Below are 17,533 nucleotides of genomic sequence, written 5' to 3'. Positions count from 1 at the left end.
ACTTCATGACCCGCCAGCATCCCGCTCTTCTCTATCGCGCGCCGCTTGCCGCTCTCCTGGCGGTGTCGTTGGCTGGCTGCGCCACCGGCCTGTTCGGCGGCAAGGACAAGGATGGCACCCCCACCGTCGGCAATCGCCAGCCGATCCTGTCGCGGATCGAAACCGGCGCGCAGGTCGATCCCGCGCTGGCGGGCATTGCGGTGGTGCTGCCGCCGGCGGATGCCAATGCCGACTGGCCGCAGGCCGGGGGTCCGCCCAGCAACGCGCCCGGCCATCTGGCGCTGCGGGCCGACCCGCAGCCGGCCTGGATCGCGCAGATCGCCGGGTCGAGCCCGCGCGCGCGCCTAGCCGCGACGCCGGTGGTCGGCGGCGGCCGGGTCTATGCGGTCGATACCAATGCGATGGTCCACGCCTTTGACGCCGCCACCGGCGCGCGGGTGTGGAATTATCAAATGGAGCTGACCCGTGACCAGCGCCCCTCGGCCTTTGGCGGCGGCGCCTCTTTTGCCGACAACAGGGTCTATGCCACCAACGGCGCGGGCGAGGTGGTCGCGCTCGACGCCGCGACCGGCGCGCTGGTCTGGAAGGTCAAGCCCGCCGGCCCGCTGCGCGGCGCGCCGACCGTGGCGTTCAACAGCGTCTTCGTGATGACGCAGGACAACCAGATCTTCTCGCTTAACGCGGCCGATGGCGCGCAGCAATGGCAGGAATCGGGGTCGCAGGCGCAGTCGGGCGTGTTCGGGGTGGCGGCACCCGCCGCCGCACAGGGCACGGTGATCGCCGGCTACAGTTCGGGCGAACTGGCGGCGTATCGCTATGAAAACGGCCGGACGCTGTGGGCCGATGCGCTGGCGCGGACTTCGATCTCCACCCAGGTCGGCTCGCTAACCGACATCGACGCCGATCCGATCATCGCCGACGGCCGCGTCTATGCGCTGGGGCAGGGCGGGCGCATGGCCGCCTACGAATTGGTCACCGGCCAGCGCATCTGGGAACTCAACATTGCCGGCATTTCGACCCCGGCGATCGGCGGCGAATGGCTGTTCGCGCTGACCGACGATGCACGGATGCTGGCGATTGCCCGGTCGAGCGGCAAGGTCCGCTGGATTGCCGAACTGCCGCGCTGGCGCGATGCTGAAGACAAAAAGGGGCCGATCTTCTGGCGCGGCCCGGTGCTCGCCGGCGGCAATCTGTGGGCGGCCAATTCGGAAGGCGGGCTTTATCGCGTTTCGACCGTCGATGGTACGGTCACGCCCTATGGCGAGGTCGGCACGAGCGTCAGCCTGCCGCCGGTGGTTGCGGGCCAGACTCTGTATATCCTCGACGATCGCGGCCGCATCACCGCTTATCGCTGAGCGATTGGGCCTAACGCGCACTTAACCGATATGCGATAGGTGGGCGCGGTGAGCGATACCGTGCCCGACTCCGCCCCGCGCCCCGCGAGCGATGTCTCGGCCGGGGTCGGCTTTGCCGGCCTCGCGGGATTGCTGGGTTGGATCGCATTCTGCCGATCGTACCCCGCATTGGCCGACCAGTTCGGTTGGGCGGGCCCGCATCAGCCGCTATCAGGCCCGCTCGCCGCGTTGTCCGCGCTGCTGTTCTCCTCGCTGCCGATGATCGCCTGGTCGCTGTTGGTAGACAAGGTCCATCGCCGTCCCTCGACCGGGATCGACTGGGCGCTGGCCCGCCCGATGCCGCAGCGCCTGCCGGTGAGCCTGGTCAAGTTGGTCGGGCTGTGGGCGACCTGGGCGATCATCGCGGGCCTCTATTGCCTCGCCCGCTGGTACTGGAACGGCAATTATCTGTTCGCAATCGAGGTGCTGGCGACCGCGCTGGTGCCGCTGGTCGCGCTGTCGATCCCTTATGTCCTGTGGCTTGACGGCAAGCTGACCGAACCCCGCGATCATGCATGGCATTTCGGCGCCTTCCTGCTGCGCCGTGATGGCTGGCACGGGGAAGAGATCAAGCGGCACTGGCGCGCGTGGATTATCAAGGGCTTCTTCACTGCCTTCATGATCTCGATCCTGCCGCACGGTTTCGCGGCGGTGGTGAACGCCGATTTTGCCGCCATCGCGGACGACCCTATACGACTTGGCCTTGCGCTGTTCGAGCTGCTGTTCGTGATCGACGTGCAGATCGGGACGGTGGGTTACCTGCTCACGCTGCGCCCGCTCGACGCGCATATCCGCAGCGGCAACCCGTTCCTCGCCGGCTGGGTCGCGGCGCTGATGTGTTATCCGCCGTTCGTGTTCGCCTTCATGGGCGGGCAGGGGGCCCTTGGCGGGCAGTACGGGGTGCTCGCTTACGAGGTGAACGCGCCCGGTTGGGGCCACTGGCTGGCCGGCATCCCGGCGCTGGCCTGGGCGTGGATGATCGTCCTGGTGGTGCTCACCGCGATTTATGCCTGGGCGACCGTTGCCTTCGGCATCCGTTTTTCAAACCTGACCTATCGCGGGGTGATCACCAACGGGCCGTACCGGCTGACCCGCCATCCGGCCTATGTATCGAAGAACCTGTTCTGGTGGCTGTCGGTGCTGCCGTTCCTCACCACCAGCGGCTCGATCGTCGATATCGTGCGCAACACCGTGTTTCTGGGCTGCGTCAGCGGCATCTATTACTGGCGGGCGCGCACCGAAGAGGCGCATCTGCTTGGGGAGGACGCCAAATATCGCGCCTATCACGCCTGGGCCGCAAGCCATGCACCGATAACCCGCGCGCTCGGATCAGTCGCGGCGCTGCTGCAGCGCTGGTAGGCGTCAGAAGCTCTGCTCGTAGACGCGGCTGATATCGCCCTGCCATTCGCCGTGATAGGAATCGAGCAGGCGCTGGGCCGGCACCTTGCCGCTGGCGGCAATCTCGTCGAGCGCTTCGAGAAAACCCGTTTCATTATCGCCGCCGGAATTGAACCGCGCGCGTGCGGATAGCCCGCTGCGGGCAATCGCCAGCACCTCAGGAGCGATATCGCCCAGCTTGCGCCCGCCCGGTATCGGCGCGTCGAGCGCCAGCCGGGGCACGGCGCCGCGCAGCGCCTCGCGCTCTTCCATCATCCAGTGCTTGACCAGATCCCACGCCGCATCGAGCGCACCCTGATCGTAAAGCAGCCCAACCCAGAAGGCCGGCAGCGCGCAGATGCGGTTCCACGGCCCGCCATCGGCGCCGCGCATTTCGAGAAAGCTCTTCAGCCGCACTTCGGGAAAGGCGGTCGACAAATGATCCCACCAGTCGCTCTGCCGCGGCCTCTCGCCGGGCAGGGCAGGCAGCCGGCCGTCGAGAAAATCGCGAAAGCTTTGCCCCGCCGCGTCGATATATTGCCCGTCGCGGAAGACGAAATACATCGGCACGTCGAGCATGTAATCGACATAGGCTTCATAACCGAAGCCCTCGTCAAACACGAAGGGTAGCATCCCGGTGCGCTGCGGATCGGTATCCGACCAGATATGGCTGCGATAGGACAGGAAGCCGTTGGGCCGCCCTTCGGTGAAGGGCGAGTTGGCGAACAGCGCGGTGGCCAAGGGCTGCAAAGCCAGGCTGGTGCGGAACTTCTTCGCCATGTCCGCTTCGCTTGAATAATCGAGATTGACCTGGATGGTGCAGGTCCGCAGCATCATGTCGAGGCCCATCGTGCCGACCCGCGGCATATGCCGCATCATGATCGCATAGCGCCCCTTGGGCATCACCGGCAGTTCGGCGCGGGTCTTGTCGGGCCACATGCCGAGGCCAAGGAACGACAGGCCGAAGCGCTCGCCCACCTCCTTCACCTGTTCGAGATGGCGGCCGGTTTCGGCGCAGGTCAGGTGCAGGTTTTCAAGCGGCGCGCCCGATAGTTCGAGCTGTCCGGCCGGTTCGAGGCTGACCGTGCCGTCGGCCCCGCTCATTGCGATGACCTGCCCGTTTTCCTCGACCGGCGTCCAGCCAAACTCGCCCAGCGCCAGCAACATGTCGCGGATGCCGCCCGGCTCGGCATAGGATGGCGCGGCATGGTCGGCGCGGCGATAGACCAGCTTTTCATGCTCGGTCCCGATCCGCCAATCGGCCGGCGGCTTCTCGCCCTTGGCCATCGGTTCGACGAGCTGATCGCGGCTTTCGATCAGCGGGTCCGCTTGGTCGGAGGCCTGGCGCGTGCTCATTTGGGTGGCGATACGCAACGCAAACGGGCGTGGGAAGCGGTAATTGCGGTGCCTATCCGCGCCAGTCGCCCGCCAGCGCCATGAACAGCGCCGTAGCGGCCAGCGCGGCCGTCTCGGCGCGCAGGATACTCGGGCCGAGGCTGATCGGGCGAGCTTGCGGAAGTTGGCGGATAGCCGCTCGCTCGGCATCGTCAAAGCCGCCTTCCGGGCCGACGAGGATTGCCGCCATTTCGCTCTCGCGCAGCGCGTCCCCGACAGGCGCGCCGCCCTGCTCGTCGGCAAAGAACAGCAGGCGCCCGGCGGGCCAATCGCGCAACAGCCGATCGAGCGGGGCGGGCGCGGCCAGGTCGGGCAAGGCCGTGCGGGCACATTGTTCGGCGGCTTCGACCACCACCGTTTGCGCGCGCTCGAGGTTGAGCTTGTCCACCACGCTGCGCCGCGTGATCACCGGCACGATGCGCGCCGCGCCCAGTTCAGTCGCTTTTTCGAGCACCATGTAGAACCGGTCGCGTTTGATGAGGGCGGGGCAGAGCCAGAAATCCGGCACGTGCTCGCGCCCGCGCATTTGGCGTATCACGCGCACTTCAACGTGCCGCTTGCCCGCATAAGCCACTTCAGCGGCCCACTCGCCGGTGATGTCGTCGCACAGGATCACCGTATCGCCGGCCGCAACCCGCATCACGCGGGCGAGGTAATGCGCTGGATTGCCCTCCAGCGTCACCATCGCGCCCTCGGCCAGTTCGGGCACGACGAACAGGCGCGGGGCGCTCCGGGGCGGCCAGGCGGGTGTTGCAGGCATGGCTAGGCAGGTGCCACGCGCGGCGATAGGGGGCAAGGGTGAGCGCCGCTGCCCCCCAGCCCGAAATCGTCCCCGACACCGAGCATCGCGGGCTCGTCGCGCGGCTGCCGCAGCCCGTGCGCGATCTGGCCCAGCTCGCCCGGTTTGACCGCCCGGTCGGCTGGTGGCTGCTGTTCTGGCCCTGCGCCTGGGGCGTCTGGCTGACCGGCGCGGGGGCGCAATGGGCCCTGGTCGGTTGGCTGCTGGTGGGCGCGATGGCGATGCGCGGCGCGGGCTGCGTCTATAATGACATCGTCGATGCCGATCTCGACCGGCAGGTGGCGCGCACGGCCAGCCGCCCGGTGGCAAGCGGGCGGATCAGCAAGCGCACCGCATGGGGCTGGCTCCTCGTGCTGTGCTTTGTGGGGCTGGTCGTCCTGTTGCAACTGCGCTGGCAGGCCCAGCTGGTCGTTTTGGCGAGCCTTGTGCTGGTCGCAGCCTATCCGTTCATGAAACGGCTGACCTGGTGGCCGCAGGCCTGGCTGGGCTTGGTGTTCACCTGGGGCGTGCCGGTTGGCTGGGTGGCCTTGCGCAGCGACCGGTGGGAAGTGCTGGCGGCGCTGTATGCGGGGGCGGTGCTGTGGTGCGTCGGTTATGACACGATCTACGCCCTGCAGGACCGCGAGGATGACGCGCTGGTCGGCATCCGCTCGAGCGCATTGCGGCTGGGCACACGGGTGCGCGGCGGCATCGGCGCGTTCTACGCTGGCGCGGTTGCCCTGTGGGCGCTTGCCTTCTGGCTGCTGCGCGGCGACTGGGTGGCGCTGCTGACGTTGCTGCCCGCCGCGCTCCACCTTGGCTGGCAGGTCGTCACGCTCGACCCTGACGATCGGGACAACCCGCTCGCCCGGTTCCGCGCAAATCGCTGGACCGGGGCACTGGTGGCGGCCGCCTGTTTCATCACCGCCAACTCGTGAGAAGCTTAGGCGGTGACCACTTCCTGCTCGATCGCGCCGAAGATCGAGTGCCCCTCGGCATCGCGCATTTCGACCCGGACCGTATCGCCGGGCTGCATGAACGGCGTTTTCGGCGCGCCATCGGCGATGGTTTCGATCATGCGGATCTCCGCAATGCACGAATAGCCGTCGCCGCCGGCGGCCACCGGCTTGCCCGGCCCGCCATCGGCGCCCTTGTTCGACACCGTGCCCGACCCGATGATCGACCCCGGCCCGAGCTCGCGGGTCTTGGCGGCGTGCGCAATCAGATCGGCGAGGCTGAAGATCGCATCACGCCCGGCATTGGCGCGGCCGAACGGCTGGCCGTTATGGTCGACCATCAGCGGCAGGTGGATGACATTGCCCTGCCAGGCATCGCCCAGCTCGTCCGGCGTCACCGCTACGGGCGAGAAGGCGCTGGCGGGCTTCGACTGGTAGAAGCCGAACCCTTTGGCCAGTTCGCCGGGGATAAGGCCGCGCAGCGAAACATCGTTGACCAGCATCAGCAGCTTGATATGGCCAGCCGCATCGGCCGCCGAGACGCCCATCGGCACATCGTCAGTGATGCAGGCGATCTCGCCCTCCATGTCGCAGCCCCAGGTGACATCGCCCAGTGGGATCGGGTCACGCGGAGCAAGGAAGCGGTCTGACCCGCCCTGATACATCAGCGGATCGTGATAGAAGCTCTCGGGCACCTCGGCCCCGCGCGCCTGCCGCACCAGCTCGACATGGTTGATATAGGCGCTGCCATCGGCCCAGTGATGCGCGCGCGGCAGCGGCGAATGCGCCTCGCGCTCGTGGAACCGTTCGCACGGCACCGCCTGATGTTCGACATCGCGGTAGAGGGCCTCCAGCCGCGGCGCGACTTCCCCCCAATTGTCGAGCGCGGCTTGCAAGGTGGGCGCGATGTTGTCGGCGGCGCAATAGCGCGTCAGGTCCTTCGAGACGACCACCAGCCGCCCGTCGCGGCCATGTTTGAGCGAGGCGAGTTTCATGGGCGCTGGTTCTCCGGATTGTCGGGCTGGTTGTCGGGATGGGCGGCGATAAAGGCGGGCAGCGGCAAACACGCCGCCTCGATCCGCGCGAGGTGGGGGTAGGGTGCCATGTCAAAGGCGAAGCGCCGCGCATTGTATAGCTGCGGGATCAGCACAGATTCGAACAAGCCGGGCTGGTCGAGGAGGAAATCACCCGCGCCGGTTTGCGCCAGTCGCGCCTCGACCCCGGTCAGCGTGCGGGCGAGGAAGTGGCGGTACCACAGGTCGATTTCGTCCTGCGAGCGGCCGAATTCGCGTTTGAGATAGGTCAGCACCGGCAGGTTGAGGGGCGCGTGCAGCTCTGTGGCGATGGCGTAGGCCAGTTCGCGCACGGTGAAGCGCGCCTCGATATCGGCAGGCAGCAGCGGCGCCGCGGGATATGCCTCGTCGAGCCATTCGAGGATCGCCATGCTCTGTGCTCGTTCGCGGCCATCGGCCTCGAGCATCGGCACCCCGCCGAACGGGTTGCGCGCGGTGAATTCCGGCTCGCGCTGCTCGGCAGCGAGCAGGTTCACCGGGACAACCGAATATTCGAGCTGCTTGAGATTGAGCGCAATCCGCAGCCGGTACGAGGTGGAGCTGCGGTAATAGGCATGGAGGCGCATCAAAATGCCGCGATCCCCGTGATCGCCCGGCCCAGGATCAACGCATGGACATCATGCGTGCCTTCATAGGTGTTGACCGTTTCGAGGTTCACCATGTGGCGGATGACCTGATAATCCTCCGATATGCCATTGCCGCCATGCATATCGCGCGCAGTACGGGCAATGGCCAGCGCCTTGCCGACATTGTTGCGCTTGACGATGCTGATCATCTCGGGCGCGAAGGCGCCTTCGTCCATCAGCCGGCCGACGCGCAGGCTGGCTTGCAGGCCCAGCGCGATGTCGGTCATCATGTCGGCCAGCTTGAGCTGGAAGATCTGCTTCGAGGCCAGCGGCACACCGAACTGGTGGCGTTCAAGGCCGTAGCTGCGCGCCGCGTGGAAGCAGAATTCCGCCGCGCCCAACGCGCCCCAGGAAATGCCGTAGCGCGCCCGGTTGAGGCAGCCGAACGGCCCCTTGAGCCCCTGCACATCAGGTAACAGCGCGTCTTCGCCCACCTCGACATCGTCCATCACGATCATCCCGGTGGTACTGGCGCGCAGCGACAATTTGCCCTCGATCTTGGGCGCGCTCAGCCCCTTCATCCCCTTGTCGAGCACGAAGCCGCGAATGCCGCCGCCATGCGCCTCGCTCTTGGCCCAGACGACGAACACATCGGCAAAAGGAGAATTGGAGATCCACGTCTTGGAGCCATTGAGGACGTAGCCGCCATCCACCTTGCGCGCGGTGGTGTTCATCCCGGCGGGATCGCTGCCGGCATCGGGTTCAGTCAGGCCGAAGCAGCCGATCAGCTCGCCCCGCGCAAGACCGGGTAGATATTTGCGCCGCTGCTCTTCCGAGCCATAAGCGTGGATCGGATACATCACCAGGCTCGACTGGACGCTCGCCATCGAGCGATAGCCCGAATCCACCCGCTCGATCTCGCGCGCGATGAGGCCATAGGCGACATAGCTTGCGCCGGCGCCGCCATATTCTTCGGGCACGGTCGCGCCGAGCAGGCCGGCTTGTCCCATCAGCGGGAACAGTTCGGGCGCATCAACTTCCTCGCGGAAGGCCTTGATCACGCGCGGTTGCAGCTCGCTTTGCGCAAAGCCGTGGGCCGCGTCGCGGATCATCCGCTCTTCTTCGCTCAATTGCTGGTCGAGCTGGAACGGATCGTCCCAGGCGAACGGTGCCATGCCGGCCATAAAGTCTCCTTTGCAACCAGCCATTGCAGGGCCGCGCCGCCGCCGCAAGGGGGGCGATGCGGGCGGCGGCCGCCTATTGGTGCGCGGCCAGCGCCAGCACGCGCTCAGCCTCGCGCAGATGGAGCAGTTCGACCATCGCACCCTCGTGCCGGATTGCGCCCTTGCCGGCGTTTTCGGGCGCGGCGAAGGCGGCGACGATGCCTTGGGCGCGGGCGATTGCGGCGGCATCGGGGGTAAAAGCGGCGTTGATCGGCCCAAGCTGCGCGGGGTGGATCGCGGTCTTGCCGTCAAATCCCAGCGCGGCGGCCTGGCGCGCTTCATGGGCGAGACCGGCTTCGTCGTCGAGACGGTTGAATACCCCGTCCAGCACCGCCAGCCCATGCGCCCGCGCGCAGACCACGGCCTGCGTCAACACCGGCAACACGGCGCTCCGCTCTGCATCCAGCGTGCAGCGCATTTCGAGCGCGAGGTCATTGGTGCCCATCAGCAGCGCGGCTAAACCGAGCGCGCGCCCCTCGCGGCAGATGGCGGCGAGATCAAGCATGGCTGCGCAAGTTTCGACCATCGCCCACAGCGCGATATGGGCCGGCAGCACAGCGCGCGCGGCGGTAAGGTCGGCCGGGGCGGACACCTTGGGCAACAACACGGCGGCGACCGGCGCGTCTGCCAAGGCAGCGAGATCGGCCGCGCCCCAGGCCGAGCCGCCACCATTGGCGCGCACGACCAGCAGCCGGCTGCCAAACCCGCCCTCGGTTGCGGCGGCCATGGCTGCTGCGCGCGCCTCGTCCTTGGCTTCGGGCGCGACGGCATCCTCCAGGTCGAGGATTACCGCATCGCACGGCGCAGCCCGCGCCTTGGCCGCTGCCGAAGCGCGATTAGCCGGCAGGTAGAGCGCAGTGCGCAGCGGCGGCATCATCCGCTTGTCTGCCGATTGGCCAGCAGATCGTCCACCACCGCCGGATCGGCCAGCGTCGAAATGTCGCCCAGATTGCCAATATCGCCCTCGGCAATCTTGCGCAGGATACGCCGCATGATCTTGCCGCTGCGGGTCTTGGGCAGAGCGGGGGCGAACTGGATCACGTCAGGCGTGGCGATGGGGCCGATATCCTTGCGCACCCACTGGACCAGTTCTGCCCGCAAGGCATCGTCGGGCGCGGCGCCCTCCATCGGCGTGACATAAGCGTAAATGCCTTGGCCCTTCACATCGTGCGGCATGCCCACCACTGCCGCCTCTGCGACTGCCGGATGTTCGACCAGCGCGCTTTCGATTTCGGCCGTACCCATCCGGTGGCCCGAGACGTTTATCACGTCATCGATCCGCCCGGTAATCCAGTAATAGCCATCGGCATCGCGGCGGCAGCCATCGCCGGTGAAATAGGTGCCGGGGAAGGTGGTGAAATAGGTCTGGAAGAAACGCTCGTGATCGCCGAACACGGTGCGCATCTGGCCGGGCCAGCTGTCGAGGATAACGAGCGCCCCCTCGGCCACACCGTCCAGCACCGTGCCATCGCTGTCGACCAGTGCCGGCTGCACACCGAACATTGGTTTTGACGCGCTGCCTGGCTTCAAGTCGGTGGCACCCGGCAGCGGGGTGATCATCGCCCCGCCGGTTTCGGTCTGCCACCAGGTATCGACGATTGGGCAGCGCCCTTCGCCGACCACGCGCCAGTACCACTCCCAGGCCTCTGGGTTGATCGGTTCCCCCACCGAGCCGAGCAGTTTCAGGCTCCTGCGGCTGGCTCTTGTCACGTAATCATCACCTTCGCGCATCAGGGCGCGCAAAGCGGTGGGCGCGGCGTAGAAAATCTCGACCTGGTATTTGTCGATGATCTGCCAGAACCGACCGTGGTCGGGATAGCTGGGGATGCCTTCGAACATCACCTGCGTCGCGCCGTTCATTAGAGGGGCATAGGCGACATAGGAATGGCCCGTGACCCAGCCGACATCGGCAGCGCACCAATAGACCGGCATCCGGCTATCATCGCCCGGCTGGTAATCGAACACATATTGGAAGGTCATCGCCGTCCACACGGCATAGCCGCCAGTGGTGTGGAGCACGCCCTTGGGCTTGCCGGTCGAACCGCTGGTATAGAGAATGAACAGCGGGTCTTCGGCGTCCATCGCCTCGGCCGGACAGTCGGTGGATTCGCTGGCGACGATATCGGCCCACCAGCGGTCGCGGCCCTCGACCATCGGAACCTGCGCGCCGGTATGGCGCAGCACGATGACGTGATCTGCGGCCACCTTGTTCAGCGCGGCATCGACATTGGCCTTCAGCGGCACCGGCTTGCCGCCGCGCCGCCCCTCATCCGCGGTGATGACCACGCGGCTGCCGCAATCCTCGATCCGCCCGGCGAGGGCATCGGGCGAAAAGCCGCCGAACACCACCGAATGAACCGCGCCGATCCGCGCGCAGGCGAGCATGGCGATGACCGCCTCGGGCACCATCGGCAGGTAGATCGTCACCCGGTCGCCGCGCGCCACGCCGAGCCGCTTGAGCGCGTTGCCCAGCCGGCATACTTCGGTGTGAAGCTGGCGATACGTCAGCGTGCGCCCCGGCGCTGCCGGATCGTCAGCCTCCCACAGGATCGCCGGCTGCTCGCCGCGCTCTGGCAGATGCCGGTCGAGGCAGTTCGCGGCGATGTTGAGCTGCCCGCCCTCAAACCAGCGGATGCGGAAATCCTCGGCAGCGAAGCTGGTGTCCTTGACGGTATCGAACGGGCGCAGCCAGTCAATCCGCTGCGCTTCCTCGCGCCAGAACCCGTCGGGGTCAGCGACCGAGCGGCGCCAGCGTTCGGCGTAACTATCGCGCGAGATCAGGGCCCGATCGGCCCAGGCGGCGGGAACGCGGTGCGGCTCGTGAAACATGGGCGGCCCTTCGCTGGGAATGTTACCCCAGCGATAGGCCGCGCCGGCGCGCAGGGTCAATGCGCCTGCAACGCCTCGTCGATCAGGGCAATCATCTGCGCGGGCGGGCACGGCTTGGCGCAGGCCAGCGCATCGGGGAACCGTTCGTGCACCTCGTCCACAGTGACTTGTCCCGAATGGAAGATCACCGGTACATCCTGCGCCATCAATTGCTCGGCCAGCGGAAACACCTCGCCGCCCCCCAGCCGGATGTCGAGAATCGCGAGGTCAGGTGCCTGATAGGCGGCCGCGCGCATCGCTGATTCGACGGTTTCATGCGGCCCCTCGACGACAAACCCGGCTTCGGCCACAGTGTCGCACAGATCGCAGCCGATGATGAATTCATCTTCGGCAACCAGAATTCGGGGGGCAGGGTCGGCTATAGGCACACGAAATCCTTTCGATCCGAGGCGCGACCGAACTGATGCAACGCCGCACATGGCGTTGAGTTCCCGCTGGCTCACAGACGCCCGTAGCGTTCCTCGTAAGCGGCCCGGTCAGCTTCCGCCAGCAGCCGGGCCTGCGTCACCCAGTCATCGCGGCGGATGCGGCCCTGAAAGCGGCCGAGTTGCGCGTCGATCCGGTCGATCGCCGCATCATCCCAGCCGGCGATCTGCGCATAGGAGGTCACTCCCAACGCACCCAATTGCTCGGCCAGCTTGGGCCCGAGCCCCTTGATGCGGGTGAGATCGTCGGCGGTACTTGCCGAAGCCACCGCCGGCGTCGCAGCGGGGGTGGGGGCCCTTGTCGGCGGCGCAGCGGCGACCGGCGGGGCATCGATCAGCGCCTGGTTGCGCTGAGTCGGTGCAGCCCCTTCGTCGAGGACATCGCGCCGGTCGGTATCGACGCGCGTGCGGCGCGTGGCGGTAAAGGCGAACCAGGCCACCCCCAATCCCAGCAGCAGCGCGGCCAACAGCACCGGCCAATTGGCTTCCATCAACTCGATCACAGCTCGTCCTCCTCTTTCTCGTCAATCTCGGCAGTCGGGTCGCGGCTCCAGAGCAGCCAGCCGGCCATTACCCCGACCGCATAGGCCAGCAGGGCGAGCAGTGCGGTTTCAACCACGATCGGCATGGTCAGCGCGCCGCCGGGGTGTCGATCGGCGTCGGTACGATCGGCCGAGTCGAGACGACCGCGAATTCGATCCGCCGGTTGGCCGGGTCTTCGGGCTTGAGCCCTTGCACTGGCGCGCGCGCCCCGACGCCGCTGGATCGAAGGTCGCTGCCTGCAATGCCGCGCGCAATCAGCGCCTGCCGCACCGCTTCCGCGCGCGCTGCCGATAGCGCGAGGTTATCGGCTTCGGCTCCTGAATCGTCGGTATGGCCGATGATCGAGATCACGCTGCCGGCACACGGCCGGAGCGCATTGGCAACCTCGTCGATCAGCGTCCGGCTGACCATGTCGAGCTGGCTACTGGCCGCCTCGAACCGGATTGTGCGCGTCTTGAGCAGCGCGTTGACATCGGCCTGGCAATCGATCGGCGGCGGCGCCGCAGCTGCCCGCGCGCTGCCATCGGCCCACATCACGCTGGCAACGCCCGGCACTGCGCGCACGGCGCTGGCCGCGCGCAGGCGCAACGGGTCGGCCAGCCCCTCGCCGCCGGCAAGGGTCGGGTGCCGGGTCGGCCAGCCGCCATCGGTGCGAAAGGATGCGCTGATCTGCGGCGTCCCCGTTGCAACGACCGCCTGCGCGCTCGCTTGTGCCAAATGGTCCGCCAGCGCCGGGCCGCTCACCCAGCCCGACAGTGCGCCCAGCAGTGCGGCGCCGGCGGCACCGGCCGCGATCGACAAGGCAGGGTGCAGCTCCATCGCCGGCCTCCTAGCGCGTGGTCCGGCGCGGGTCCACCGGGGCCCAACCGGCTTGGCAAGGACCGCATCCGGCCTCTAAGGGGGAGGCGATGTCTGCCGCTGCTGCCAACACTATCCCTGCTCCGCTGGCCCCTGCCTGCGCCGCCTGTGCGGTGCGCAACCGCGCGATCTGCGCCGATCTCGAGCAGGATGAACTGGCGGCGCTCAACGCCATCGGCCGGCGCCGCGACGTCGCAGCGGGCGAGCAGCTGTTGTGGGAGGGCGACGAGGCCGCACTGGTGGCAACCGTGGTCGACGGGGTGATGAAGCTGTCGAGCCAGACGACGGACGGGCGCGAGCAGATCCTCGGGTTGGTGTACCCGTCCGATTTCCTCGGCCGTCCGTTCGGCGAGACCACGCCCTATGGGGTGGAGGCGCTGACGGACGCACGGGTGTGCGTCTTCGAACGGCGCGACTTCGACCGATTCGCGCGTGAACATCCGCGGCTAGAGCATAAGCTGCTGGAACGCACGCTGGCCGAACTCGACCGGACGCGGCGCTGGATGTTGCTGCTGGGGCGGATGAATGCCGAACAGAAAATCGCCAGTTTCCTGATCGAAATGGCCGACCGGCTGGGGCACACTCAAGACTGCGGCGCGGGCTTTGCTGCGGGCGATGGCGCACCGCGGCGCATCGAGCTGCCGATGACACGTCAGCAGATCGCCGACGTGCTTGGGCTGACGATCGAGACCGTCAGCCGGCAGCTGACCCGGTTGAAGCGTGACGGGATCATCGATCTCCCGTCGCGCCGGGAAGTAACGATCCTCGAGCGCGCGGCGCTCGAGGATCGCGCAGGTTGACCGCTCAGAAGCGGAAGGCGACACCGGCGCTGACAACCCACGGGTCGAGCTGGTGTTCAGTTTCGATGACCTTGGTCCCGCCGACATACCAGCTGGCCGTGGTATCGACGAAATACCGCTTGGCATCGAACGTCACAGCCGTGCTGCCGTTGACCGGCACGTCGACACCGGCTTGCAGAACCAGGCCGAATTCGTTCGACAGTTCGGTGTCGGTCACGCCCAGTGGCAGCGTCGCCGCGCCCGGATCGACATCGACCCACAGGAAATACGTCGCCCCGGCACCGACATAGGGGCGGATACCGCCGGCATTGAGGTGATATTTGGCGGTCAGCGTCGCCGGAATCAGCTTGGCATCCGACACCAGTTCGGCGCCCGGCAGGCCGGTCGTCGCGGTGACGTCGTGCTGCGTGATGCAGCAGATCGTTTCGAGCGAGAAATTGTCCGACACGAAATATTCGATTGCGGCAGTCGGCACGTAATTGTCGTCCGCCTCGGTCTGCAGCGTGGCCGGCAGGCCCGGCCCGTTGGTGACGACTTCGGTGATCTTGCCATCGGGCAGCACGGCCGTGCCAAGCAGCTTGACCTGCACGGTCCCGGTGCGATCCTGCGCGGCGGCAGGATTGGCGATCAGGGTCAGGGCCCCGATCGCGGCGGCGGCGGTAACGAATTTCATCTGTTGTATTCCTGGCATCATGCCGGTCGCCCCACGCGGCCGGTCTGCACGATGCGAGCGCCAATTTACGGAGGCGCCGGGTCCGTTCATTGATCCTGGTCAAAGACGCGCAACGCTTTTGCGCGCATGCCCGGGCAAACGATGAACAAGACCGAGACATTGGAGCCGCTGCTTACCGCGCTGTGCGGTGCGCCCCCGCCAAGCCAGCTGGCGGGTCATCTTGCCGCTTTGGCGCAGGAGGTGCGGGTATCGCGCGGCGGCAGTGCGCCACTCGATCACCGGCGCGACCTGTTTGTCTATATCGCGCAAGGTTCGACCAAACTGGTGGCGAGTGCTTCAGCCGGGCGCGAGCAGATCGTTGCGTTTCATTTTGCCGGCGACATCGTCTCGGTTCCGGCGCACTCGCTGCACAGCTATAGTCTGAACGCGCTCGAGCCGACGCACCTGCTCATCTTCCCCGCCAGCGAGATGCACGCGGCGATTGCCGGTAATCCGGCGGTCCTCACCGGGCTGTTGCAACGCGTTCTTACGGCGCTGCACCGCTGCCGCGACAAGGCGGTCGGGCTGGGACGAAAAAATGCCGGCGAACGGGTTGCCAGCTTTCTCGTGGGCATGGCCGAGCGGATCGGGCACGCCGAGGGGGGCGAGATCACCCTCGACCTGCCAATGTCGCGCCGGGACATTGCCGACAGCCTCGGCCTGACGATTGAAACGGTCAGCCGGCAATTCAGCGAGATGCGCAGCGCCGGATGGCTGAGGACACAAGGCCGCGCCCATGTCCGTCTGTTGCAGCCGGCTACCTTGGCTGCCCATGCGGGCCATGTAGAATTGCGTTCGCCGTAAATTTGCCGATTTTGTTCTGGATCAATGCAGGCACTTGCGGCGCGTCTTAGAGCGCTCGGGGCAAGGAGATTATTTTCCCATGGAATCGACGCTTGGACGCGTGGGGCTCTGGTTCGGGCTGCTGATTGTCGCAGTGCTGGCCGTGGCTGCCGCCAAGGATACCGGCTTTGCCATTCACATGGCGATTGTCGGCGCTGCTGCCTTCATCCTGCTGTGGGTGACCGCCGGCAATTACAACCCGCTCGCCCGCGCGCAGAGCATCTTCCACATGCCGGAAGGGCCGTCGCGGTATGATGACGATCCGGTGCGCTGGGGCGTGCTCGCGACCATGTTCTGGGGGATTGCAGGCTTCCTGGCGGGGCTGTTCATCGCGCTCCAGCTGGCGTTTCCACAGCTCAATTTCGAACCATATTTCAATTTCGGCCGCGTGCGCCCGCTGCATACATCGGCGGTGATCTTCGCGTTTGGCGGTAACGCGCTGATCGCGACCAGCTTCTATGTTGTGCAGCGGACCTGCCGCACGCAGCTCGCCTTCCCCGCGCTCGCCCGGTTCGTATTCTGGGGTTACCAGCTGTTCATCGTGCTGGCGGCGACCGGCTATCTTCTCGGCATCACCCAGTCGAAGGAATATGCCGAGCCCGAATGGTACGTCGATCTGTGGCTGACGATCGTCTGGGTCGCGTACGCGGTGGTGTTCATTGGCACCATCGTACGCCGGCATGAACCGCACATCTATGTCGCCAATTGGTTTTACCTCGCGTTCATCGTCACCATCGCGATGCTCCACATCGTCAACAATCTCGCGATGCCGGTCAGTCTGCTGGGCGCCAAGAGCTACAGCGCGTTTTCCGGCGTGCAGGATGCGCTGACGCAGTGGTGGTATGGCCATAACGCGGTCGGATTCTTCCTCACCGCCGGCTTCCTAGCGATGATGTATTACTTCGTGCCCAAGCAGGCCGAACGCCCGGTCTATTCCTACCGGCTGTCGATCATCCACTTCTGGTCGCTGATCTTCCTCTACATCTGGGCCGGCCCGCATCACCTCCACTATACCGCGCTGCCCGACTGGGCGCAGACGCTCGGGATGGTGTTCTCGGTCATGCTGTGGATGCCCAGCTGGGGCGGGATGATCAACGGTCTGATGACGCTCAATGGCGCGTGGGACAAGATCCGCACCGATCCGATCATCCGCATGATGGTGATGGCGCTCGCATTCTACGGGATGAGCACCTTCGAAGGTCCGATGCTGTCGATCAAGTTCGTCAACAGCCTGTCGCATTATACCGACTGGACCATTGGCCACGTCCATTCCGGCGCGCTGGGGTGGAACGGGATGATCACCTTTGCCGCGGTCTATTATCTCGTGCCGCGCCTGTGGAACCGCGAGCGGATGTATTCGCTGCGGATGATCAACTGGCACTTCTGGCTCGCAACCATCGGGATTGTGTTCTACGCCTCGTCGATGTGGGTCGCCGGGATCACCCAGGGCCTGATGTGGCGCGAATACGGGGCTGACGGCTATCTGGTGAACAGCTTCGTCGATACCGTCGCCGCGCTGCACCCGATGTATCTGATGCGCGCGTTTGGCGGGCTGCTGTACCTCGGCGGTGCCGGGATCATGGTCTACAATATGTGGCAGACGCTTGCCGGCCGCCTGCGCGAGGAAGCGCCGATGCGCGACGCGGCCTATGATCCGCAAGCCGACCGCCCGATCACCACTGCCGTTCCGGCCGAATAGGA

18 protein-coding genes are annotated in these 17,533 nt (G+C 66.3%); 6 read left to right on the top strand and 12 right to left on the bottom strand.

All coding sequences use genetic code 11. The features are described 5' to 3' along the window. Positions 1-5 precede the first annotated feature (5 nt). Entirely contained in the window at positions 6-1,355 is a 1,350-nt protein-coding gene (locus tag ILT46_RS00795) for an outer membrane protein assembly factor BamB family protein (protein WP_199502725.1), read from the top strand. A gap of 48 nt (positions 1,356-1,403) precedes the next feature. Next, positions 1,404-2,753 carry a methyltransferase family protein gene (locus tag ILT46_RS00790; RefSeq protein ID WP_199502724.1) on the top strand — a complete coding sequence of 450 codons (1,350 nt, stop codon included), beginning with the start codon at positions 1,404-1,406 and terminating at the stop codon, positions 2,751-2,753. Positions 2,754-2,756: 3 nt separating this feature from the next. Here the strand turns inward: ILT46_RS00790 and ILT46_RS00785 are convergent, their stop codons facing one another. Beyond that, positions 2,757-4,127 (bottom strand): glutamate--cysteine ligase, encoded by a 1,371-nt coding sequence (locus ILT46_RS00785; RefSeq protein ID WP_199502723.1) that lies wholly within the window; start codon positions 4,125-4,127, stop codon positions 2,757-2,759. Positions 4,128-4,179: 52 nt separating this feature from the next. Further along, positions 4,180-4,926 carry a 16S rRNA (uracil(1498)-N(3))-methyltransferase gene (locus tag ILT46_RS00780; RefSeq protein WP_199502722.1) on the bottom strand — a complete coding sequence of 249 codons (747 nt, stop codon included), beginning with the start codon at positions 4,924-4,926 and terminating at the stop codon, positions 4,180-4,182. A gap of 38 nt (positions 4,927-4,964) precedes the next feature. On the opposite strand from ILT46_RS00780, the gene ubiA reads away from it, so the two are divergent. Then, the gene (gene ubiA, locus ILT46_RS00775) at positions 4,965-5,882 is read left to right on the top strand and encodes a 4-hydroxybenzoate octaprenyltransferase (RefSeq protein ID WP_199502721.1); all 918 of its coding nucleotides are present in this window, start codon (positions 4,965-4,967) and stop codon (positions 5,880-5,882) included. A gap of 5 nt (positions 5,883-5,887) precedes the next feature. Here the strand turns inward: ubiA and ILT46_RS00770 are convergent, their stop codons facing one another. From ILT46_RS00770 to ILT46_RS00735, 9 genes are all read right to left on the bottom strand, one after another. Beyond that, positions 5,888-6,895, bottom strand: a complete 1,008-nt coding sequence (locus ILT46_RS00770) for a fumarylacetoacetate hydrolase family protein (protein ID WP_199502720.1) — start codon at positions 6,893-6,895, stop codon at positions 5,888-5,890. Then, a complete protein-coding gene (gene maiA / locus ILT46_RS00765; RefSeq protein WP_199502719.1) occupies positions 6,892-7,539 on the bottom strand; it encodes a maleylacetoacetate isomerase in 648 nt (215 codons plus the stop codon). Before maiA ends, ILT46_RS00770 begins: the two co-directional genes overlap by 4 nt. Further along, positions 7,539-8,723, bottom strand: coding sequence for an acyl-CoA dehydrogenase (locus tag ILT46_RS00760; protein WP_199502718.1), 1,185 nt, complete (start codon positions 8,721-8,723; stop codon positions 7,539-7,541). The genes maiA and ILT46_RS00760 overlap by 1 nt, the downstream gene beginning before the upstream one ends. Before the next feature lie 73 nt (positions 8,724-8,796). Next, positions 8,797-9,639 (bottom strand): HpcH/HpaI aldolase/citrate lyase family protein, encoded by an 843-nt coding sequence (locus tag ILT46_RS00755; RefSeq protein ID WP_370592273.1) that lies wholly within the window; start codon positions 9,637-9,639, stop codon positions 8,797-8,799. Continuing rightward, on the bottom strand, positions 9,636-11,591 hold the full coding sequence (acs, locus tag ILT46_RS00750; RefSeq protein WP_199503065.1) for an acetate--CoA ligase: 1,956 nt from the start codon (positions 11,589-11,591) through the stop codon (positions 9,636-9,638). The genes ILT46_RS00755 and acs overlap by 4 nt, the downstream gene beginning before the upstream one ends. Positions 11,592-11,647: 56 nt before the next feature. Next, positions 11,648-12,019, bottom strand: a complete 372-nt coding sequence (locus ILT46_RS00745; protein ID WP_370592272.1) for a response regulator — start codon at positions 12,017-12,019, stop codon at positions 11,648-11,650. A gap of 71 nt (positions 12,020-12,090) precedes the next feature. Further along, positions 12,091-12,579 (bottom strand): hypothetical protein, encoded by a 489-nt coding sequence (locus ILT46_RS00740; protein WP_199502717.1) that lies wholly within the window; start codon positions 12,577-12,579, stop codon positions 12,091-12,093. Continuing rightward, positions 12,576-12,704, bottom strand: coding sequence for a hypothetical protein (locus tag ILT46_RS12255; protein WP_255528335.1), 129 nt, complete (start codon positions 12,702-12,704; stop codon positions 12,576-12,578). Before ILT46_RS12255 ends, ILT46_RS00740 begins: the two co-directional genes overlap by 4 nt. Before the next feature lie 2 nt (positions 12,705-12,706). Beyond that, positions 12,707-13,438 carry an OmpA family protein gene (locus ILT46_RS00735; RefSeq protein ID WP_233396875.1) on the bottom strand — a complete coding sequence of 244 codons (732 nt, stop codon included), beginning with the start codon at positions 13,436-13,438 and terminating at the stop codon, positions 12,707-12,709. 89 nt (positions 13,439-13,527) lie between these two features. On the opposite strand from ILT46_RS00735, the gene ILT46_RS00730 reads away from it, so the two are divergent. After that, a complete protein-coding gene (locus ILT46_RS00730) occupies positions 13,528-14,277 on the top strand; it encodes a Crp/Fnr family transcriptional regulator (RefSeq protein WP_199502716.1) in 750 nt (249 codons plus the stop codon). Between the two features lie 4 nt (positions 14,278-14,281). Here ILT46_RS00730 and ILT46_RS00725 read toward each other — a convergent pair whose 3' ends face one another. Continuing rightward, positions 14,282-14,950 (bottom strand): OmpW/AlkL family protein, encoded by a 669-nt coding sequence (locus tag ILT46_RS00725; RefSeq protein WP_199502715.1) that lies wholly within the window; start codon positions 14,948-14,950, stop codon positions 14,282-14,284. A gap of 141 nt (positions 14,951-15,091) precedes the next feature. Here ILT46_RS00725 and ILT46_RS00720 point away from each other — a divergent pair, with 141 nt between their 5' ends. Continuing rightward, positions 15,092-15,793, top strand: a complete 702-nt coding sequence (locus ILT46_RS00720; RefSeq protein WP_199502714.1) for a helix-turn-helix domain-containing protein — start codon at positions 15,092-15,094, stop codon at positions 15,791-15,793. Between the two features lie 79 nt (positions 15,794-15,872). Beyond that, positions 15,873-17,531 (top strand): cytochrome-c oxidase, cbb3-type subunit I, encoded by a 1,659-nt coding sequence (gene ccoN / locus ILT46_RS00715; protein WP_199502713.1) that lies wholly within the window; start codon positions 15,873-15,875, stop codon positions 17,529-17,531. The last annotated feature ends 2 nt before the right edge of the window (positions 17,532-17,533 follow it).

The sequence above is a fragment of the Qipengyuania sp. YIM B01966 genome, assembly GCF_016461955.1.
In the GTDB taxonomy this organism is placed as follows: Bacteria; Pseudomonadota; Alphaproteobacteria; order Sphingomonadales; family Sphingomonadaceae; genus QFOP01.
The sequence above is the reverse complement of the archived record's forward strand: the minus strand, read 5'-3'. Positions and strand labels throughout refer to the sequence as shown.